The organism is Gilliamella sp. W8123, from assembly GCF_016101085.1.
Taxonomy (GTDB): Bacteria; Pseudomonadota; Gammaproteobacteria; order Enterobacterales; family Orbaceae; genus Gilliamella; species Gilliamella apis.
This window is the reverse complement of sequence record NZ_JACFRE010000009.1, coordinates 24,435-43,575: the sequence shown is the minus strand read 5'-3', so window position 1 is coordinate 43,575 and position 19,141 is coordinate 24,435. Positions and strand designations below refer to the sequence as shown.

17 protein-coding genes are annotated in these 19,141 nt (G+C 33.6%); 8 read left to right on the top strand and 9 right to left on the bottom strand.

What is annotated here, in order from left to right:
- Nucleotides 1-6 precede the first annotated feature (6 nt).
- The 3 genes from H3T56_RS10610 to H3T56_RS10600 form a co-directional block, all read right to left on the bottom strand.
- Nucleotides 7-672, bottom strand: a complete 666-nt coding sequence (locus tag H3T56_RS10610; RefSeq protein WP_065578466.1) for a hypothetical protein — start codon at nucleotides 670-672, stop codon at nucleotides 7-9.
- A 168-nt stretch (nucleotides 673-840) separates the two neighbouring features.
- Entirely contained in the window at nucleotides 841-1,083 is a 243-nt protein-coding gene (locus tag H3T56_RS10605; RefSeq protein ID WP_065578465.1) for a YecH family metal-binding protein, read from the bottom strand.
- A gap of 186 nt (nucleotides 1,084-1,269) precedes the next feature.
- A complete protein-coding gene (locus tag H3T56_RS10600; protein ID WP_198192948.1) occupies nucleotides 1,270-3,210 on the bottom strand; it encodes an exoribonuclease II in 1,941 nt (646 codons plus the stop codon).
- Between the two features lie 121 nt (nucleotides 3,211-3,331).
- Here H3T56_RS10600 and H3T56_RS10595 point away from each other — a divergent pair, with 121 nt between their 5' ends.
- Nucleotides 3,332-4,081 (top strand): alpha/beta fold hydrolase, encoded by a 750-nt coding sequence (locus tag H3T56_RS10595; RefSeq protein WP_086356787.1) that lies wholly within the window; start codon nucleotides 3,332-3,334, stop codon nucleotides 4,079-4,081.
- Nucleotides 4,082-4,370: 289 nt separating this feature from the next.
- Here H3T56_RS10595 and H3T56_RS10590 read toward each other — a convergent pair whose 3' ends face one another.
- From H3T56_RS10590 to H3T56_RS10575, 4 genes are read right to left on the bottom strand one after another with little or no spacing between them, the layout of a single operon-like run.
- On the bottom strand, nucleotides 4,371-4,694 hold the full coding sequence (locus H3T56_RS10590) for a prepilin-type N-terminal cleavage/methylation domain-containing protein (protein WP_034903814.1): 324 nt from the start codon (nucleotides 4,692-4,694) through the stop codon (nucleotides 4,371-4,373).
- A complete protein-coding gene (locus H3T56_RS10585) occupies nucleotides 4,687-5,067 on the bottom strand; it encodes a DUF2509 family protein (RefSeq protein ID WP_165596322.1) in 381 nt (126 codons plus the stop codon). Before H3T56_RS10585 ends, H3T56_RS10590 begins: the two co-directional genes overlap by 8 nt.
- A gap of 40 nt (nucleotides 5,068-5,107) precedes the next feature.
- Nucleotides 5,108-5,671: a prepilin peptidase-dependent protein gene (locus tag H3T56_RS10580; RefSeq protein ID WP_065614080.1), complete on the bottom strand. Its 564-nt coding sequence runs from the start codon at nucleotides 5,669-5,671 to the stop codon at nucleotides 5,108-5,110.
- On the bottom strand, nucleotides 5,665-6,141 hold the full coding sequence (locus H3T56_RS10575) for a prepilin-type N-terminal cleavage/methylation domain-containing protein (protein WP_086320994.1): 477 nt from the start codon (nucleotides 6,139-6,141) through the stop codon (nucleotides 5,665-5,667). Before H3T56_RS10575 ends, H3T56_RS10580 begins: the two co-directional genes overlap by 7 nt.
- Before the next feature lie 219 nt (nucleotides 6,142-6,360).
- Between H3T56_RS10575 and dapD the strand changes: the two genes are divergently transcribed.
- From dapD to H3T56_RS10540, 7 genes are all read left to right on the top strand, one after another.
- Nucleotides 6,361-7,185, top strand: a complete 825-nt coding sequence (gene dapD / locus H3T56_RS10570) for a 2,3,4,5-tetrahydropyridine-2,6-dicarboxylate N-succinyltransferase (protein ID WP_065578459.1) — start codon at nucleotides 6,361-6,363, stop codon at nucleotides 7,183-7,185.
- Between the two features lie 103 nt (nucleotides 7,186-7,288).
- Nucleotides 7,289-7,780: a YajQ family cyclic di-GMP-binding protein gene (locus H3T56_RS10565; RefSeq protein ID WP_034903574.1), complete on the top strand. Its 492-nt coding sequence runs from the start codon at nucleotides 7,289-7,291 to the stop codon at nucleotides 7,778-7,780.
- Between the two features lie 260 nt (nucleotides 7,781-8,040).
- The gene (gene bglX / locus H3T56_RS10560; RefSeq protein WP_065614081.1) at nucleotides 8,041-10,317 is read left to right on the top strand and encodes a beta-glucosidase BglX; all 2,277 of its coding nucleotides are present in this window, start codon (nucleotides 8,041-8,043) and stop codon (nucleotides 10,315-10,317) included.
- 53 nt (nucleotides 10,318-10,370) lie between these two features.
- Nucleotides 10,371-12,065, top strand: a complete 1,695-nt coding sequence (locus H3T56_RS10555; protein ID WP_065578457.1) for a sensor histidine kinase — start codon at nucleotides 10,371-10,373, stop codon at nucleotides 12,063-12,065.
- Nucleotides 12,065-12,784, top strand: a complete 720-nt coding sequence (gene btsR / locus H3T56_RS10550; RefSeq protein ID WP_086360527.1) for a two-component system response regulator BtsR — start codon at nucleotides 12,065-12,067, stop codon at nucleotides 12,782-12,784. Before H3T56_RS10555 ends, btsR begins: the two co-directional genes overlap by 1 nt.
- Nucleotides 12,785-13,070: 286 nt before the next feature.
- A complete protein-coding gene (locus H3T56_RS10545; protein WP_232347780.1) occupies nucleotides 13,071-15,218 on the top strand; it encodes a carbon starvation CstA family protein in 2,148 nt (715 codons plus the stop codon).
- Between the two features lie 246 nt (nucleotides 15,219-15,464).
- Complete coding sequence (locus H3T56_RS10540) at nucleotides 15,465-17,144, top strand: bifunctional UDP-sugar hydrolase/5'-nucleotidase (RefSeq protein ID WP_198192947.1); 1,680 nt, start codon at nucleotides 15,465-15,467, stop codon at nucleotides 17,142-17,144.
- A gap of 227 nt (nucleotides 17,145-17,371) precedes the next feature.
- On the opposite strand, the gene H3T56_RS10535 is transcribed toward H3T56_RS10540, so the two are convergent.
- Both H3T56_RS10535 and H3T56_RS10530 read right to left on the bottom strand, forming a co-directional pair.
- The gene (locus H3T56_RS10535) at nucleotides 17,372-17,836 is read right to left on the bottom strand and encodes an NfeD family protein (RefSeq protein WP_198192946.1); all 465 of its coding nucleotides are present in this window, start codon (nucleotides 17,834-17,836) and stop codon (nucleotides 17,372-17,374) included.
- A 103-nt stretch (nucleotides 17,837-17,939) separates the two neighbouring features.
- Entirely contained in the window at nucleotides 17,940-18,848 is a 909-nt protein-coding gene (locus H3T56_RS10530) for an SPFH domain-containing protein (RefSeq protein WP_086360524.1), read from the bottom strand.
- Between the last annotated feature and the right edge of the window lie 293 nt (nucleotides 18,849-19,141).

The window sequence follows — 19,141 nt, the reverse complement described above, 5'->3', positions numbered from 1 at the left end:
TAAGTATTATCTAAAAATATTAATGTAATTGATAATATTGTCTTTAGGACTACTTAAACAATTTTCAAGATAATCGGTTTTCATTTCGTCAAGAATACTTGGATTTTCATCAATTAAAAAATGCGAGTAATTATCTTTGAGAATTTTAGTTTGTAATGCAGCCAAATCTTGTTCTGACATTCTAAATAATGGTTGATAGCGATTAGTTATATTTTCTGTATCTTTGCTGTAAACTGCTGCAACAAAATCTGCTGACCATTGACAGTAATTGTTTAGATTATTGTCGGTTGGATTAATTTTCTTTAACTCAATTTTATGTTCGGCTTGATTTTCTTCAATCACTTTTTTGAGTTGAATATCATATTTTAACTTATAAAATTCGTTAAGATAAAAATTTAACACACAGGAAGATTCGTTACTGTCATCTTTACAGTCTAAAATACCGTGTTTTTTTATATAACTGTCAAACTGTTTATCGCCAACTAATTGAAGTAATTGATTTTTGGCATTAGATACAAACGGATTATTTTGTTCTGTTTGTTCTTTTAATATTGCTAACGAATCGACTTCAATATTTTTGCCATTATTTTTTGTTTTAGACATATTGTTTTTTACACAGCCTGTGGCAAGAATAAAGACAATGGCACATGTAAGGATATTACTTATTTTCATATATCAAATTCCATGAACATATTCTTGAGTTGAAAATTCAGGTTGAGCAACTTAACACTTTCTAGTGAAGTCGTAACGCGAAATTATATACTCTTATTCTTTTAAAAACACTAGATGATTACATTAATTTAGTAAAAAACGCACTAAATATTCTTTTGCTGATTTTGTTTAATGTCGGCACATTTTTTTTATATCAACAGTAAATTGTGAATCATCGGTTAAAGCTGGCTTAAATTTTCCTTTTGCTTTTAAAAAAGCAATAAGCTGCTCGGCATTCATATCGGAGTTAGAACAGGTATGAAATCTAGCTTCGGTACCAAACTTTTCATTGATAGCATTAAGTAAAGATGATTCGGTATAATCGTTTCCATCCATCATCTGTAGTACTTCATGACCGTGAATTGATATCATTTCCCTCTCCTAGATTGTTTTTATCTCGCGCTAATTATTATTTTTAAGCGGTGAAAGATAGCAGATATTTTTAATAAAAAAAAGAGGTTAAATATTAAAAATATCATTAATTGTATTTAGATTAACCCTGATTATTATCAGGGCTAAATAATTAGTGTGAAAAAGGTTAAATTGATAAGATAATCTTTATTTATTTTCATCGATTTTTACAATAATCGAGTTGTTTTCAGTTTTAACCTGTTGGAGTACAACTGATATTGTATCAGCTAGTTTAAAGACAAGCTCATCTTTAATTTTAATTGAACCCTCATCAAGATTTAAGGTTATTTCATCACGAACGTTATGAATCATGGAGAGAGGTAAAAATGCGAATGCCCCTATCTCGGTCAATCGGACTCGAGCACCACCTCGGTTAATATCAATTATTTCAGCATTAAAGCGTTTTCCTTGTTTATTGGTTAGGTATTGGCTATAAAGATTTTCGGCGATATCACGTTCAGCTAAACGTAATTTTTTTCGACGATCAGACATACTTTGTAGTTGTTCGGAAGTTGGCGCAATGAATGGTTGCTCTTTAAGCGAAGCTTTAAGTAAACGATGGTTTATCATATCACCATATTTGCGAATTGGTGATGTCCAGGTTGCATAAGCTGTAAATCCTAAGCCAAAGTGTGGTTCTGGTGTTAATGAAAAATCAGCTGGAGTTTGGAATTTTCTTAACCTTGCCGATAGGAAGTCATTATCATCAATTAATCGACGTAATTTGACATATCCTGCAAATGTCATTAGTGATTCTTTATCGAAATCAGTGATGCCATTATCGGCTAATATTTTTAAGATCTGTTCAATGTATTTGCTATCAAAACCTGAATGGGTATTAAACACCCCAGTGCCTACTTTTTCTTGCAAATACATAGTTAGAGCTAAATTGGCAATAATCATCACTTCTTCAACAATGTTATTACCAATACCACGTAATTCTTTAATGATGTTTTTTACTTGGCGATTATCATCTAGTACGAATCGATAATCATTATTGGCTTTAAATACTAACGCATTTTGTTGTCGCCAATCTATACGTGCTTTTGCTAGTTCTGATAGTAATTTAAGTTGTTTTTTTATCGTGGCGTCATCGATATTTAAATCACTTCGACCTTCTAAAAAATCAGAAACATTGTTGTAAGCAAGTTTAGCTTTCGATTCAATCCATGCAGGAGTGAAACTAATATCATCATTAGCAAATTGACCATTTTTATCAATGTTAATTTTACAAACCATGGCTGGTCGTTTTTCATTGGCTTTTAATGAGCATAGATCATCAGCCAATTGTTTAGGTAACATTGGAATATTAAAATCGGGCAGATAAGTTGTAAAATTACGAATTTTGGCAATATTATCCAGTTTACTATCAGGTAAAATATAAGCCGTAGGATCGGCAATAGCTACCATTAAGTTATAATTACCCATTTCGTCTTGGCAAATAGCAATCGCATCATCCATATCTTCGGTATTTTCATTATCAACCGTGAAAAATGGTACTTCAGTTAACTCTTGACGATTTTCCTGTTCAGACTCTGATATTGTAAAAGCTTCCTCTTGAGGTGCTTTATCTTCTAAATCGTAACGCGCCAAAGTTTTGAGCCATAATTGATAAATTGAATCAGAACTGGCGATAAATTTGGTTACTTCAGCAGAAAAATGATTTTTATCTTTTTCTAATGGATGTGATTGCAATATAGCAACAACCCAATCACCTTCTTTTAATTTTTGCGTAACTTGAGGATTAACTTTACAGCGTATGGCAAAATTTGTTGGCATATTTTCAGGATAAATTACCATAGCGCGATCTAAAAAGCCGATTTTACCAATAAATTTTTGTAAGCTACTTTCAATTAATGTTTCAGGTTCAAATGACTCTTTATCATTATTGCTGATGATAGTTCCCGATACTTTATCTCCATGGCAAAGCTGCTTCATTTTGGCAACAGGAATAAAATAATTGGTTTTATTATCAACATCTAAAAAACCAAATCCTTTTTCGTGCGCTCGGACGATACCTTCAACACGCGGTTTTTGTTCGTATAATTCTTGTTTAAGTTGGGCGAGTAATGGGTTATTTTGAAACATATGGCTTAATATTAATTGAAAAATTTAGACTAAATTCTATCATAGTTATGCTTTTAGGAGTTATTGAATTGTTCATCAATGACTGGCTATTGAAGTCAGTTGCAATAAATAGAGTTAAAACATGAAATTAAATTATAAATTACAAGGCAATAAACAACCGATTTTATTAATGCATGGGCTATTTGGTAGTTTAGATAACTTAAACATGCTAGCTAAAGACCTCGTTGCAAATTATCAAACTATACAAGTTGATTTACGTAATCATGGCCAATCGCCATGGTCAAATATCATGAACTATCAAGCTATGGCGGAAGATATCGTGGAACTCTGCCATGATTTGCAATTACAAAACTTAATCTTGATTGGTCATTCGATGGGGGGGAAAGTTGCTTTGCAACTAAGCCAATTGATTCCACAACAAATTGCTAAAATCTGTGTAATTGATATTGCGCCAGTTAAATATACTCAAACAATTAATACTCCGGTAATAAAAGCATTGGCACAATGCATTGTTCAACAATTAGTTGATAGAAAGCAAATCGCTGAAGTCATGAGACAACATGGCTTAAGTGAACCAACGATTTTATTTTTGCTCAAATCCTTTAAACATGAGCGTTGGCTATTTAATGCTGATGTAATTATTAATCAGTATGACAATATTTGTGATTGGCAAATTATTTCAGCTTGTGATATTCCTACTTTATTCATTCGTGGAGGAAATTCTAACTATATTACTGATAAGGATTATCCTGCCATTTTTAGCCAATTTCCTAATGCGCAAATTGAAACAGTAGCCGGTGCTGGCCATAATGTTCATGCGGAAAAAACAGAGCAAGTATTGCAACTTTTATATCCTTGGTTAGCTGACTGATCATAATTATTTCATTAATAAAAATTAATCAGAAGCACCATTGTTTAATTGATGGTTGCTGATTTTTATTTTTTTCATTTAAACTAAAAATTGCTAGCTTAAATAAGCAATAATACTAAAAAATAAGATTATTGTTTGGTAAATTCAATCAACAAACATGCATAGCTATTTTTATCTAAAGGAGTGAAACTCATCACGCTAGAATTAGCGCAAACGGGATGGGATATTGCCGTAGCATGGAATGAAAAAATAGAAAATAAACAGCGTGATATATTTTTAGCAATGAACATTAATCACATAGTAAACGTTGCTGTTTAATTGTTTTATGATTAGGAGGAATAACATTAATAAAAACTATCCGACAAGATGTACTATAAGGTTGACTATAAACTTGATATTGCCAATTATTCGGTATTATTTGCGGTACAGTATGAGGATAACTATCAAGTAAAGCAAAGGCGATTTGCTCCGCTTTAAACTGTTTTTGGAAATAGTGGTGTTGACTAATAATTGCAGTTAAATAACCACTAAAACCTAGCATAATGATGGCAAACATTAAGCATGATATCATGACTTCAATTAAGCTAAATCCAGCTATGTTTTTTCTATTCACAATCAACTAACCTTTTTTCTGGACAATAATCTAGCCAATGTCCTTTTTCAATAATCAAGTGATTATCTGCAAAATGCGTTAACATATAAAGATAATAGTCATCAGCTTGGGCGCGTACTAAGGTATAGTTATCCACTTTTAATCGTGATTTTTTTATACATGCTGTTAAATGATATTGCGCATCAGATAAGCATTGCCACTCTTCGGTCGGAAGTTGCCAGGTCTGCTGAGTTGCCCAATTTAAACTAGAGCTCGCTAGGTTAAACTGGCGATAATATTGAATCTCAATTAAATAGTTTTTTTTTAATGAATTAACTATAGCTTGAAAACCAGTTAATAAAATGAGTCCGACTATGGTTAAAATAATTACCATTATTAGCGTGCTAAAGCCATCTATCTGTGTTGTTTTTTTATTAAAATGGATTTTCATTCTTGATAATGGTTACCGTTTGATAGATTATTTTTTTGTTTTTCTTTAATTGAGCAGCAATATTTATTACAAAATAATTATTTTGCTGTTTTATTGAAAATTGCGTTATTTTAATGTCATGTGGATCGAATATTTTCTCCCAATTTACACCCTCACAACTTATTGAACCAACTTTATATTCCAAATTATTTTTGTAGAAACGATAAGCAAAAATGTCTGATTTACTTGGCGTATTACGATCATAAATCCAATCATTGCGAATCTCACTATCATAACGAAAAATATAACAATTGTTTGAAGTATTGATTTCAATTGGATGTTGTTTCATTTTTTCGGGGCTGTTGGCAATAAAACCAGCACGTTTTAGATCTTTGGTTATACTAACTAACCCTTGATGGATATTCTTTTCTAAATGAATACGTAGATTTTTCTCCAGTAATATAGTTTGTAATTTACTATAGAATGAGGTGATACCAATAAAAATTAGACTAGAAAAAGCTATACTCAACAATATTTCAAATAATGAAAATCCATTTTGTTTTAACATCTAGGTAGTCCTGGTAAATAACTATTCTTTTTACAAAATCGAATTCGTCCACGATATGAAATGATAATTTGCGTAGTACCAATGGTGTTGTGTAATTCGATTGTACCTGTTTGCGCCATATTTTTCCGGCCCCAAAAGGAGATAGCTTTTTTATCAGTTAAATCACTTAATTCAACGGAATTGTTAGGCTTCATAAAATAGGTGGTGCCTTCTTGGCAAGTGGCTGGTTTTTCCCCTTTGCTGATACTTAAACACCAAGGCTGAAAAAAATAATATACGTGATAGTTTTCGTTAGTATTGTAAGCTCTGGCTTGAGCCTCTTCTAAAAAATAGGCTAGCTGTTTTGTGGTGGTTGCTAGTTCATTACGCAGTTGTAACTCTTTCCAATGTTGTACACCAATTGCGGCCAAAATAGCACTAATACTGATAACAAATAAAAGCTCTAATAAAGAAAATCCGCTGTTTTGCATTATTTTTTTATTAAGAAATTTAACGAGAATTAAACTTTATATCTAAATAAAATCACGCTATTAACTTTTACTAAGATTTTGTGAAAGGCATTCCAAATAATTAACTTTTTTTGAGAGATCTTAATGATACGATAAACCACTTAAAAATAGTGGCATATTATATTATACTGTTAGGCCAATTAAATTTGCTAACGGACTTAAAGTTAAAGGAAACAAGAAATGCAACAATTACAAACTATTATTGAGGCAGCATTTGAACGTCGTGCTGAAATTACTCCTTCAAATGTTGATACAGTGACGCGTGATGCGATCAACCAATGTATCGCTTTATTAGACAGCGGTAAAATGCGTGTCGCAGAAAAGATTAATGGCGATTGGGTAACTCATCAATGGTTAAAAAAAGCAGTGTTGCTTTCATTCCGTATTAATGAAAATCAACTTATTGATGGTGGCGCAACTAATTATTATGACAAAGTACCGTTGAAATTTGCTGAGTATGATGAAGCGCGTTTCCAACAAGAAGGTTTCCGCGTAGTTCCATCAGCAATTGCACGTAAAGGTGCTTATGTAGCTCGTAATACAGTATTAATGCCTTCATATGTAAACATCGGTGCTTATGTTGATGAGGGGACTATGGTTGATACATGGGTAACCGTTGGTTCATGTGCGCAAATTGGTAAAAATGTTCACTTATCAGGTGGTGTTGGAATTGGTGGTGTATTAGAGCCGTTACAAGCAAACCCAACTATTATTGAAGATAACTGTTTTATCGGCGCCCGTAGTGAAATTGTTGAAGGTGTGATTGTCGAAGAGGGCAGCGTTATCTCAATGGGTGTATTTATTGGTCAAAGTACTAAAATTTATGATCGTGCAACTGGTGAAGTTCACTATGGTCGCGTACCGGCTGGTTCTGTGGTGGTATCAGGTAACTTACCAACTAAAGATGGTAAATACAGTCTTTATTGTGCAGTAATCGTTAAAAAAGTAGATGCTAAAACATTAGGTAAAGTCGGTATTAACGAATTACTTCGTACTATTGATTAATTTTATTAATCTATCTATTAAAGCTGCCGTAAATGTTACGGTAGCAATAAAATGAGTTGTTTAAAGTAAGTTATATTTTATAACGATTAGAAGAGGAAAATTTATGCCTTCTTTTGATATTGTGTCAGAAATTCAAATGCCAGAAGTCAAAAATGGGGTCGACAATGCGACTCGCGAATTGGCAACACGTTGGGATTTCAAAAATGTCGAAGCATCATTTGAGCTTAATGAGAAAAATGAAACTATCAAAGCGACGAGCCAATCAGATTTCCAAGTACAACAGTTACTGGATATTTTACGTGATAAGTTAGCTAAGCGTGGTATTGATGGTGGCGCGCTAGAAATTCCAGAAGAGATGGAACATAGCGGTAAGTTTTATAGTATTACAGTTAAGCTTAAACAAGGTATCGATAAAGAATTAGCTAAAAAAATAGTTAAATTAATCAAAGATAGTAAAATTAAAGTACAAGCGCAAGTACAAGGTGACCAAGTTCGCGTTACTGGAAAATCACGTGATGATTTACAAGCAACTATGGCACTAGTTAAAAATGGTGAGTTAGGTCAACCATTTCAATTTACTAATTTCCGCGACTAATCAATCATTCCAATCTTTGTTATTGCCGACATTATTTTTGACAATATTTGGATAAAATTTTTCGGCAATATGTTTTTGCTTATCCACAGAATCAACTTTTAAAAATATTGAGGAAAGCACTTTTTTGCGTCTAAATTTTTAATAATATGTGCTTTTATTTTTATTTTTGGTGAGGCATTATTTCAAATAACGAGATTTTTTTAACTAAATACGTTATTCTATCACCTTGTCTATCCTCTTATATTATAACAATACTTATTATGCTGAAAAAATTAGTTTTCTTTTTTGTTTTTTTTATTTTTTCATGTCCTTTATTTGCACAAAATCCCAATGATGAAGATAAGAAAGTATTTATTGATAACTTATTATCAAAAATGACTATTAAAGAAAAAGTGGGACAATTGCGATTAATCAGTGTCGGCGGTGATCTAACCTTAGACAAAGTACTTGATCAAATCGAAGCGGGTGAAATCGGTGGCATTTTTAATACTGTTGTGGAACCCGATCTATCCAGAATGCAGGAAAGAGCTTTAAAATCGCCAAACAAAATTCCAGTCTATTTTGGTTTTGATATTGTCCATGGCCATCGTACAGTATTTCCAATTAATTTAGGTTTAGCAGCAACTTGGGATCGTAATGCCTTCGCTAAAGTGGCTGAGGTATCAGCTGATGAAGCAACGTCTGATGGACTTAACGTTACTTGGGCTCCAATGGTGGATATTACCCGTGATCCTAGATGGGGACGAGTTTCGGAAGGATTTGGAGAAGACCCTTATTTAGCTTCAGAAGCTGGGCGAATTTTTGTTGAAAAAATGCAAAAACAATCCTTAGCTGATAAAAAATCATTAGTCACAACAGTTAAACATTTTGCACTTTATGGGGCGGTTGAAGCTGGGCGTGAATATAACAGCACCGATATGAGTGAACGCAAAATGTTCCAAGAATATCTTGTGCCTTATAAAGCGGCTATTGATGCCGGCAGCCGAGCGGTTATGGTTGCTCTTGTTAGTGTAAATGGTATTCCTGCTACAGCTAATCATTGGTTATTAACTGATGTATTACGTAACCAGTGGCATTTTGATGGAGTGGTTGTTAGTGACCATGGCGCTATTCGTGAATTAATTAATCACGGCGTTGCAACTGATGCAAAAGATGCGGTACGTATTGCCATCAAAGCGGGTATTGATGTGAGTATGAATGATGAATACTTTTTACAGTTTTTACCTGAATTGGTTGATGAAGGTGCTATCTCAGAAGATCTGATTAATCAAGCTTGTCGCCATGTGTTAGAGCTTAAATATGATATGGGGTTGTTTAAAAATCCGCATCGAAATTTAGATCCTAATTTTGATATTGAGACTATGTTTGCTAACGATCGCCTACATCGTACTGAAGCCAGAGATGTAGCTCGTCGTAGTATTGTATTGTTAAAAAATGAAAATAATTTATTACCGTTAGACAAAAATAAAAAAATAGCTGTCATTGGACCATTGGCTGATTCAAAACGAGATATTTTAGGTAGCTGGTCAGGTGCTGGGCGTGCTAATTTAGCGGTAACACCGTTGCAAGGCATTAAAAATGCCATCGCAAATCCCAAATTAGTGAGTTACGCATGGGGTGCGAATCTCTCGGATGATCCTAACCTTGATAAATTTTTAAATTTATATGGTGAGAGCAGCAAATTTGATAAACGACCAGCTAATAAGATGATAGCCGAAGCTGTTGCTCAAGCTAAAAAATCAGATGTTGTTGTAGTTTTTGTTGGCGAAGCACAAGGCATGGCACATGAATCATCAAGCCGAACAGATCTTAATCTTCAAGCTAGTCAAAAACGATTAATTAAAGCATTAAAAGCTACTGGTAAACCACTGATCATTGCTTTAATGAATGGCCGTCCACTTACTGTGAAAGAAGAATATCAGCAAGCTGATGCTATGCTTGAAACGTGGTTTTTAGGTACTGAAGGGGGGAATGCTGTGGCTGATGTGCTGTTTGGAGACTATAATCCATCAGCTAAATTACCGATGTCTTTCCCTGATAATGTTGGCCAAATTCCTGTTTATTATAGCCATTTAAAAACAGGTCGACCACATGGTACGGTTAATATGGGTAAATACACAACATCTTATTTTGATAGCCCTAATGAGCCTTTATTTCCATTTGGTTTTGGCTTAAGTTATACTGATTTTACTATTGATTTTTCATTATCAAAAACTGAAATGTCACCAAATGGAGAAATTGAAGTTATTGCTAATGTGGAAAATACTGGTGAAAGAGAAGGTTCACAAGTGGTGCAGTTCTATTTGCAAGATGTGACAGCATCAGTAAGCCGACCGGTAAAAGAATTAATTGGTTTTGAATCTATTACTCTTAAACCGCATGAAAAAGGTCAAGTGAAATTTGTTATCAAATATGACATGTTAAAATTCTGGAATGATAAAATGCAATATGTTGCAGAGCCCGGTAAATTTAATGTGTTTGTAGGCGCGGATTCTACAACTAAAGATAAGCAAACATTTACTTTACTTGATAATTAAAGTTAGCATTCTCCGTCGACTTCGGTCGGCGGTTTTGTGTCGTGGTTATTGTTATGTTTGAGTTTGATCTTGTTCTACAGCTTTTGCAACAGATGTGCGTATATTTGGTTATAGCTTATTTGTTGAGTAAAACCCCGATTGTCATTCCTTTAATGCAAGTCACCATCCATTTACCTCATAAATTAGTCTGTTATTTTATTTTTTCATTATTTTGCATTATGGGTAGCTATTTTGGTTTACATATTGAAGATACTATTGCCAATACTCGTGCTATTGGAGCTATTTTAGGCGGGTTGCTTGGTGGTCCGGTAGTAGGGCTTTTAGTTGGTTTAACTGGCGGTATTCATCGTTATACATTAGGTGGTATTACGGCTGAAAGTTGTATGTTATCGACTATCTTGACTGGTTTAATTAGTGGATTACTTCATTATACTCTAATGAAAAAAGGCCGAATTGATTTAGTTTATAATCCCTTTTTAGTTGGGGTATTAGGTGTTCTGGTTGAATCATTAGAAATGATTCAAGTACTATTAATATCGAGACCTTTTGATGTTGTTTTACATGCAGTGCGAAGCATTGCTGCACCAATGATTGTGGCCAATAGTATTGGAGCTGCAATGTTTATGCGAATTTTACTAGATAGACGGGCGATTTTTGAACGCTATACATCGGCTTTTTCGGCCAAAGCTCTTAAAATCGCAGTGAGTACTGAAGGTCTATTGCGTGAAGGTTTCAATCAAGAAAATAGTACCAAAGTCGCAGAGATTATTTATCAAGAATTAGATATCGGTGCTGTATCAATAACCGATCGGGAAAAAATTCTTGCTTTTATTGGAGTTGGTGACGATCATCACTTACCAGGTACGAAAATTACTTCAAATGTTACTTTAGAAGCGATTGAGCAAAATGATGTTAAATATCTTGACGGTACACATCAACCTTATCAATGTTCAATCAATAAAAATTGTCGTTTAGGTGCAACTTTGGTTATTCCTCTTCGTGGTGAAAATAATAATGTAGTTGGTACTATTAAACTTTATGAAGCTAAAAATACATTATTTAGCTCAATAAATAGAACTTTAGGTGAAGGTATTGCCAGCTTATTATCTGCGCAAATATTGGCCGGGCAAAATGAGTACTACAAACAGTTATTGTCTAAAACTGAGATTAAACTATTACATGCCCAAGTAAATCCTCACTTCTTATTTAATGCCTTAAATACTTTACTGGCTATTATTAGGCGTGATAAAGAACAAGCATCGCAATTAGTGCAAAACTTATCAACTTTTTTCCGTAAAAACTTAAAACGTACTGATGAAATAGTAACGTTAAAAGATGAAATAGAGCATGTAAATGCTTACCTACAGATCGAAAAAATGCGTTTTATGGAGCAGTTAAGTATAAATTTTGATATTCCTGAACAACTCGAAGATGCGCAATTACCAGCATTTTCATTACAACCAATTGTTGAAAATGCTATTAAACATGGTACTTCACAATTAATTAGTCAAGGAGAAGTAACGATTAGAGCCTATGCAAATGAGCAGACTTTAATTTTAGAGGTTATTGATAATGCAGGTAATTATCGAGAAAATAAAAAAGATAATAAAGGACTTGGTCTTAATTTAGTGGATAAACGAATTAAGATCCGCTATGGTGAAAACTATGGTATAAAGATAATCTGTAAACCAGACGAATACACAAATGTAATGTTATCTTTGCCTTTGATAGAGGATGTCGTAGTTTAATGTTAAATGTGATTATTGTTGATGATGAATTACTTGCTCGCGAAAATTTACGTTGTTTGCTAGAAAACGATAGCCAAATTAATATTGTCGCAGAATGTAATAATGCCATGGATGCTATACGTGAAATTCATCGATTAGCACCTGATGTCGTTTTTCTTGATATTCAAATGCCAAAAATAAATGGTCTTGAAATGTTATCAATGCTTGATCCGCAAACTATGCCTCATATTGTTTTTTTAACTGCTTATAGCGAGTTTGCTGTAAAAGCTTTTGAAGAACAAGCTTTTGATTATCTATTAAAACCTATTGAACAAGATAGGCTAAATAAAACTTTAAGCCGTTTACATAAAAAATGTCCTGTAGCTGATATAAATCAATTATCAGGTATTGATCAACAGTTAAAATATATACCTTGTATTGGTCATAATAGAATTTATTTACTATCTAATGATGATGTTTTTTATATTTCATCTAAAGTTTGTGGTATTTATGTGTTTAATCAAAACAATAATGAATATTTTACTGAACTGACACTAAAAACCTTAGAAGATAAAACCTCACTAATTCGTTGTCATCGACAATATTTAGTCAATTTAAAAAAGTTAAAAGAGATTCGCTTTAATGAAGCAGGTAGTGTTGATATTATTTTAAATAATGATGTTGCTGTGCCGGTGAGTCGTCGATATTTAAAATCGCTTAAAGAGATATTAGGACTATAATCATTTATTCTGGTTTATTTCATCGATAGAGATACCGTTTACCAACCATTTTTAACCACTCATATAGTCGTTTTAACCTGTAACTAAATTTCCTATACCATTCAATTAACTAAAAAATTACTATACCCTTGAGCATAAAGTAAGCTTTATCTCATGATTCAATACAACCAAATTCAAAAACAATTTGCAGTTAATATCCATCAATTTCATCAATCTTTGTAACTAAATAACAAGATTAAAAAGATTGAAAGGTGATATTAATTTTAAAGCGATAAAGAGAATTATTATGAATAATAGAATACTTAAGCATATACCTTGGATCATTTTGGCCATCGTTGGTGCTTGCTGTTTAGCAGTCATAGCACTACGCCGAGGTGAACACATTAGTGCATTGTGGATTATTGCCGCTGCGGTGTCTGTCTATCTAGTTGCTTATCGATATTATAGTTTGTATATCGCCAATAAAGTAATGCAGTTAGATCCAACACGGGCGACGCCAGCTGTGATTAACAATGATGGTTTAAATTTTGTGCCAACCAATAAATATGTCTTATTTGGACACCATTTTGCGGCAATAGCCGGTGCTGGACCGCTTGTAGGCCCTGTACTTGCAGCACAAGTAGGTTATTTACCGGGTACTCTATGGTTATTGGCTGGTGTGGTATTTGCTGGAGCAGTACAAGACTTTATGGTGCTATTTTTATCATCACGCCGTAATGGTTCATCTTTAGGTGAAATGATAAAAGAAGAGATGGGACCAATTCCTGGAACAATTGCCTTATTTGGTTGTTTCTTAATCATGCTAATTATTTTAGCCGTATTAGCATTGATTGTTGTTAAAGCATTAGCTGAAAGCCCGTGGGGCGTATTTACTGTTTGTTCTACAGTGCCAATCGCATTATTTATGGGTATTTATATGCGATACCTCAGACCAGGCCGTGTTTTAGAAGTTTCAATAATTGGTATTGTATTACTAATTTTGTCTATCTGGTTTGGTGGTGTTATTGCTCATGACCCATATTGGGGGCCAGCATTAACTTTCAAAGCAACCACGATTACTTTTACTTTAGTTGGTTATGCCTTAGTTTCTGCGATGTTGCCTGTATGGTTAATTTTAGCACCGCGTGATTATCTCGCCACTTTCTTAAAAATTGGTGTAATTGTTGGTTTAGCTATTGGTATTGTTATTTTAAATCCTGATTTAAAAATGCCAGATGTAACTAAATATGTGGATGGCACAGGCCCTGTTTGGAAAGGTTCTTTATTCCCATTCTTATTTATTACTATTGCTTGTGGCGCCGTTTCTGGTTTCCACGCCTTAATTTCATCAGGTACAACACCAAAATTACTTGCTAATGAAACGGATGCTCGTTTTATCGGCTATGGTGCTATGTTAATGGAGTCTTTCGTGGCTATTATGGCTTTAGTGGCTGCATCAATTATTGAGCCAGGTTTATATTTTGCTATGAATACTCCACCAGCTGCGCTAGGAATAACTATGCCTGATTTACATAAATTAGGTACTGGCGATGCGGCGATGATAATGTCTCAACTACAAGATGTGACAGCACATGCGGCGGCTACAGTTAGTTCGTGGGGATTTGTGATTTCACCTGAGCAAATTTTACAAACAGCCAAAGATATTGGCGAACCATCAGTATTAAATCGTGCCGGTGGTGCACCAACTTTAGCCGTAGGTATTGCCCATGTGTTCCATCAAATTCTTCCTGGCGCAAATATGGGCTTCTGGTATCACTTTGGTATCTTATTTGAAGCACTATTTATTCTAACAGCGCTTGATGCAGGAACTCGTTCTGGACGTTTCATGTTGCAAGACTTATTAGGTAACTTTGTACCATTCTTGAAAAAAACCGATTCACTGATTGCTGGCTTTATTGGTACTTTAGGATGTGTTGGTTTATGGGGATATCTACTTTACCAAGGTGTGGTTGATCCATTAGGCGGTGTTAAGAGCTTATGGCCATTATTTGGTATTTCAAACCAAATGTTAGCAGCGGTAGCATTAGTATTAGCTACAGTTGTATTAATTAAAATGAAACGAGCTCAATTTGTTTGGGTGACTATTATTCCTGCCGTTTGGTTATTGATTTGTACTACTTGGGCATTGGCACTTAAACTATTTAGTAATGATCCTAATTTAGAAGGATTCTTCTATTTAGCTAATGAGTATAATCGTCGTATTGCCGAAGGCAGCGAATTAACTGCACAACAAATTGATAATATGCATCATATTGTCATTAATAACTACACTAACGCCGGTTTAAGTATCTTGTTCTTAGTAGTTGTGTATAGCATTATCTTCTTTGGTATTAAAACTGCACTTAAAGTGCGTAATAATAAACAAAGAACTGATAAAGAAACCGCTTATGTGCCTATTCCTGAAGGTGGTGTTAAAACTACGATGTCACATTAATTAATAGTAAACAGAATGTTAAATTAAACTAACATTCTGTCTGTTTATGGAAATAACTTTCGTACTCCTTATTTTGCCTAACAATAGTCACTATCGTTAGGCATTTTTTATCACTGATTAAGCATCTTGTTTTTTATAAAAACGCTTTAATTGAAAAAATAATAATTTAGAATAATAGCTGTTTTTATAAAAACGATTTAAATTAATTAGGATGTTAATTTTACATAATAGTGATAGGAGATAAGGATGTTGGTAAGCAAAAAACGTGCTTTGTTAAGCGGTTTATTCATATTAGGTTGTGTATTTCAGGTTAATTCAAAAGAAGTTGATGTTTCTATTTTAGCAACGTCAGATGTGCATGGGCGAATGTTGCCATGGGATTATGGTACTGACAAAGCAGACTCTTCAGGCTCTTATGCGCAGATATCTTCGTTTTTAAAGGAGTACCGTTCACTACATGAAAATGTCATAGTGGTTGATGCTGGTGATATTATTCAAGATAATCAAATTGAACGATTTTATAATGTGCAAAATCATCCGGCTATTGCGGCATTAAATGCCATGCATTATGACATTATGGTACTTGGCAATCATGAATTTAATTTTGGTATGCCGATAGTCGATAAAGTAATTTCTGAATTTAAAGGCCAATCTTTAGCAGCTAATATTTATTATAAAGATTCCGGTAAACCTTATTTACCCGCCACAACCATTATTGAGAAAGAAGGTATTAAGATTGGCTTTATTGGTGCAACTACGCCTTTTGTTCCAGAATATGAGAATAAAACTAGTTATGTAAATCAAATGGAATTTACTATGCCAATACCGGAAATAAAAAAACAAATTGCTAATCTCAAACAACAATCAGTTGATGCTATTGTTTTAGTTACCCATATGGGATTAGATAATGAAAACAATAAACCTGGTACAGGTGTTGCCGATGTTGCTAATCAGTTACCCGAGCTTGACGTAATTATTGCCGGACATAATCATCAAAATATTAGTGAAAAAGTCATTAATAATGTTGTTATTACTGAACCCCATCGCTATGGTACAGTAGTATCGGTGGTTGATCTTAAATTTGATATTGATGGCAATAAAAAAACGTTAAAAGCGAAAAAATCGCAAACATTACCGGTAAAAACTTATCCAGCTGATCCTGAAATCGAGAAAATTTATTCGCCTTATCATCAACAATTAAGAGAAATTTCTAATCAAGTTATTGGTGAAACAGATCAAGATCTTGTACCACAAGAGATAATACATGGTATACCAGCGGTTTACTTGCAAGAAAGTGGTTTAACTAATTTACTTAATTCTGTACAAATTTATTATAGCGGTGCGGATGTGACTGCTGTTTTAGTCGATAATAAAAAAGCGATATTAAATAAAGGGCCAATCGCTCGCAAAGATATTGCTAACAATTATCAATACACTGCTGGTGAAACCTCTATTTTTGAAGTTACCGGAAAGGATCTTAAAGATTATATGGAATGGTCAGCGGCATATTTTGCTCAAGTACAACCAACGGATAAAAATTATCAATATGATTCGGTGCGAGGCGCATCTAAATATATGACTTATGATATGTTTGGTGGCGTTAAATATATTATTGATTTAAGTGAACCAGTAGGGCATCGAATTAAAAATCTAACACTTTTAAATGGTAAAGTTATTACTGATGATATGAAACTCAAACTAGGTATGAATGCTTATCGTTATGAAATGTTGGTGAAAAAAGGTGGTCCATTAGAAGGGCGCCGAGTCGAGCCAATTTGGAATTCTCGTACGGCATTAGGTGATGAAGAAGGTACCATTCGTAATATGACCATTAAATATATTACCGATGTGAAGAAAGGTAAGATTAGCGATGAATCAAATAATAATTGGCAAGTTATTGGTATTGATCCTAAACAATCGAATTAGTATTAGTATCCTTATTGGCTCGTTTTTACACTAGTTTTTAGTAAAATGATAATTACTGTTATAAGCACTTTAAATTTTATATTGGAGTTGAATTAACGGTAATTACCTTATTGTGATAAAAACCAAGAATTTTTACTATAGAAGATATTTAGTAAATGGTTTATCTGATTGATTATTTTTTAATGAACAAAAAAATACGAGCCATTGACTCGTATTTAATTATTAATTTATTTATTGAGTGCTTTTACTTTCAGTATTATGCCTTCAACTGCAACAACTTCAACAGGATGACCTACTTCTAGATCTTGATTACATTTTGCTGACCATGTGCCGTCTTTTATTTTTACTCGTCCTGAACCATTAGTAATGGCATCAGTAACGATTGTTCTAATACCAATTAGTCCTTGTTGTGGTTGATTGATTTCAACTTTATTTGATTTGTTGTTATCGCGTTTTTTTAACCATACCCACCAAAGATAAGCAGATATTAACGTAAAAATAGCAAACAAAATCCATAAAACTGGCCAAGACAATGGTAAAATTAAGGCAATTAAACCAACAATAATGGCAGCAATTCCACTCCAAAGTGCATATCCGCCGGTTCCTAATAGCTCAGCAATCAGCAAAATACCACCTAAAGCAATAAATATCCAGTGAGGAGAATTATAAATAACCATTAAAAAATCTGTCATTGGTTGTTACCTATTATTAATTGAATTATATTTCCTATCATCTCCCTAACCAATTTATAACCAGTTAGGGAATATGATTTGCTTAAATTTAATTTAGTACAGCCTATTTAGTATTTTTGATTAATTCAGCAATACCACCAATGCTACCCATTAGGCTTGATGCATCAAGTGGCATCATCACAACTTTACTGTTATCTGAAGCACCGATTTGTTGTAACGCTTCAGTATATTTTTGTGCAACAAAGTAGTTGATGGCATTAATATTACCAGCTGCAATAGCATCCGAAACCATTTGTGTTGCTTTAGCTTCCGCTTCGGCTGCACGTTCGCGTGCTTCAGCTTGTAAAAATGCTGCTTGTTTTTCACCTTCAGCTTTTAAAATTTCTGACTGTTTTTCACCTTCAGATCGTAAAATAGCCGCTTGACGAACACCTTCTGCTTCAAGAATTTCTGCACGTTTATTACGTTCAGCTTTCATCTGCGCATTCATAGCTGCAATTAGTTCTGCCGGTGGACGAACATCACGAATTTCAATACGGGTAATTTTTATTCCCCATGGGCTAGTTGCATCATCGACAATACTAAGTAGTTTTGAGTTAATATGGTCACGTTGTGATAACATCTCATCAAGCTCCATACTACCAAGTACAGTACGGATATTCGTCATCATTAAATTAATCACTGCACGTTCAAGTTGATTAACTTGATAAGCGGCTCTTGCTGCTTCTTGTACTTGAATAAAGCAAACAGCGTCAATTTGCACATTAGCATTATCTTTAGAAATAACTTCTTGTGATGGAATATCAAGCACTTGTTCCATCATATTAATTTTACGGCCTACACCATCCATAAAAGGAATAATAATATTTAAACCTGGTTCTAGGGTATGCGTATATTTACCAAAACGCTCAATAGTATATTGGTATCCTTGTGGAACAATAGTGATAGCTTTAAAAACTGTTACAATTGCAAGTAAAACGATTACTGCAATAAGAATAAAAAAGATAGGCATAGATCAAAATCTCTAATTTTTATTAATAATTTATCGGAGTTGCTTATTTTAAAGACTAAAATCTGGTTTGGCTAGTTTTAATTCGTTTGATAAAAAATAGTAAACTTTTTTACTGTGAAAAGCCCTTCTGATTGCTAACAGGTAGACTTAATTTAAATGTACACAAAATATTCACTTGACAACACATCAATGAACTAGTTTAATAGTACAAAATCTTTTTTAGCAGATACAATAATGATAAATCAGCAATCCACATTAACTCATTGTAAACAAACTACAGTTTTGGGTTGGTG

Coding starts and splice junctions, on each gene's coding strand:
- H3T56_RS10610 (WP_065578466.1), bottom strand. CDS start 672: ATGAAAATAAGTAATATCCTTACATGTGCCATTGTCTTTATTCTTGCC.
- H3T56_RS10605 (WP_065578465.1), bottom strand. CDS start 1,083: ATGATATCAATTCACGGTCATGAAGTACTACAGATGATGGATGGAAAC.
- H3T56_RS10600 (WP_198192948.1), bottom strand. CDS start 3,210: ATGTTTCAAAATAACCCATTACTCGCCCAACTTAAACAAGAATTATAC.
- H3T56_RS10595 (WP_086356787.1), top strand. CDS start 3,332: ATGAAATTAAATTATAAATTACAAGGCAATAAACAACCGATTTTATTA.
- H3T56_RS10585 (WP_165596322.1), bottom strand. CDS start 5,067: ATGGTAATTATTTTAACCATAGTCGGACTCATTTTATTAACTGGTTTT.
- H3T56_RS10580 (WP_065614080.1), bottom strand. CDS start 5,671: ATGTTAAAACAAAATGGATTTTCATTATTTGAAATATTGTTGAGTATA.
- H3T56_RS10575 (WP_086320994.1), bottom strand. CDS start 6,141: ATGCAAAACAGCGGATTTTCTTTATTAGAGCTTTTATTTGTTATCAGT.
- dapD (WP_065578459.1), top strand. CDS start 6,361: ATGCAACAATTACAAACTATTATTGAGGCAGCATTTGAACGTCGTGCT.
- H3T56_RS10565 (WP_034903574.1), top strand. CDS start 7,289: ATGCCTTCTTTTGATATTGTGTCAGAAATTCAAATGCCAGAAGTCAAA.
- bglX (WP_065614081.1), top strand. CDS start 8,041: ATGCTGAAAAAATTAGTTTTCTTTTTTGTTTTTTTTATTTTTTCATGT.
- H3T56_RS10555 (WP_065578457.1), top strand. CDS start 10,371: ATGTTTGAGTTTGATCTTGTTCTACAGCTTTTGCAACAGATGTGCGTA.
- btsR (WP_086360527.1), top strand. CDS start 12,065: ATGTTAAATGTGATTATTGTTGATGATGAATTACTTGCTCGCGAAAAT.
- H3T56_RS10545 (WP_232347780.1), top strand. CDS start 13,071: ATGAATAATAGAATACTTAAGCATATACCTTGGATCATTTTGGCCATC.
- H3T56_RS10540 (WP_198192947.1), top strand. CDS start 15,465: ATGTTGGTAAGCAAAAAACGTGCTTTGTTAAGCGGTTTATTCATATTA.
- H3T56_RS10535 (WP_198192946.1), bottom strand. CDS start 17,836: ATGACAGATTTTTTAATGGTTATTTATAATTCTCCTCACTGGATATTT.
- H3T56_RS10530 (WP_086360524.1), bottom strand. CDS start 18,848: ATGCCTATCTTTTTTATTCTTATTGCAGTAATCGTTTTACTTGCAATT.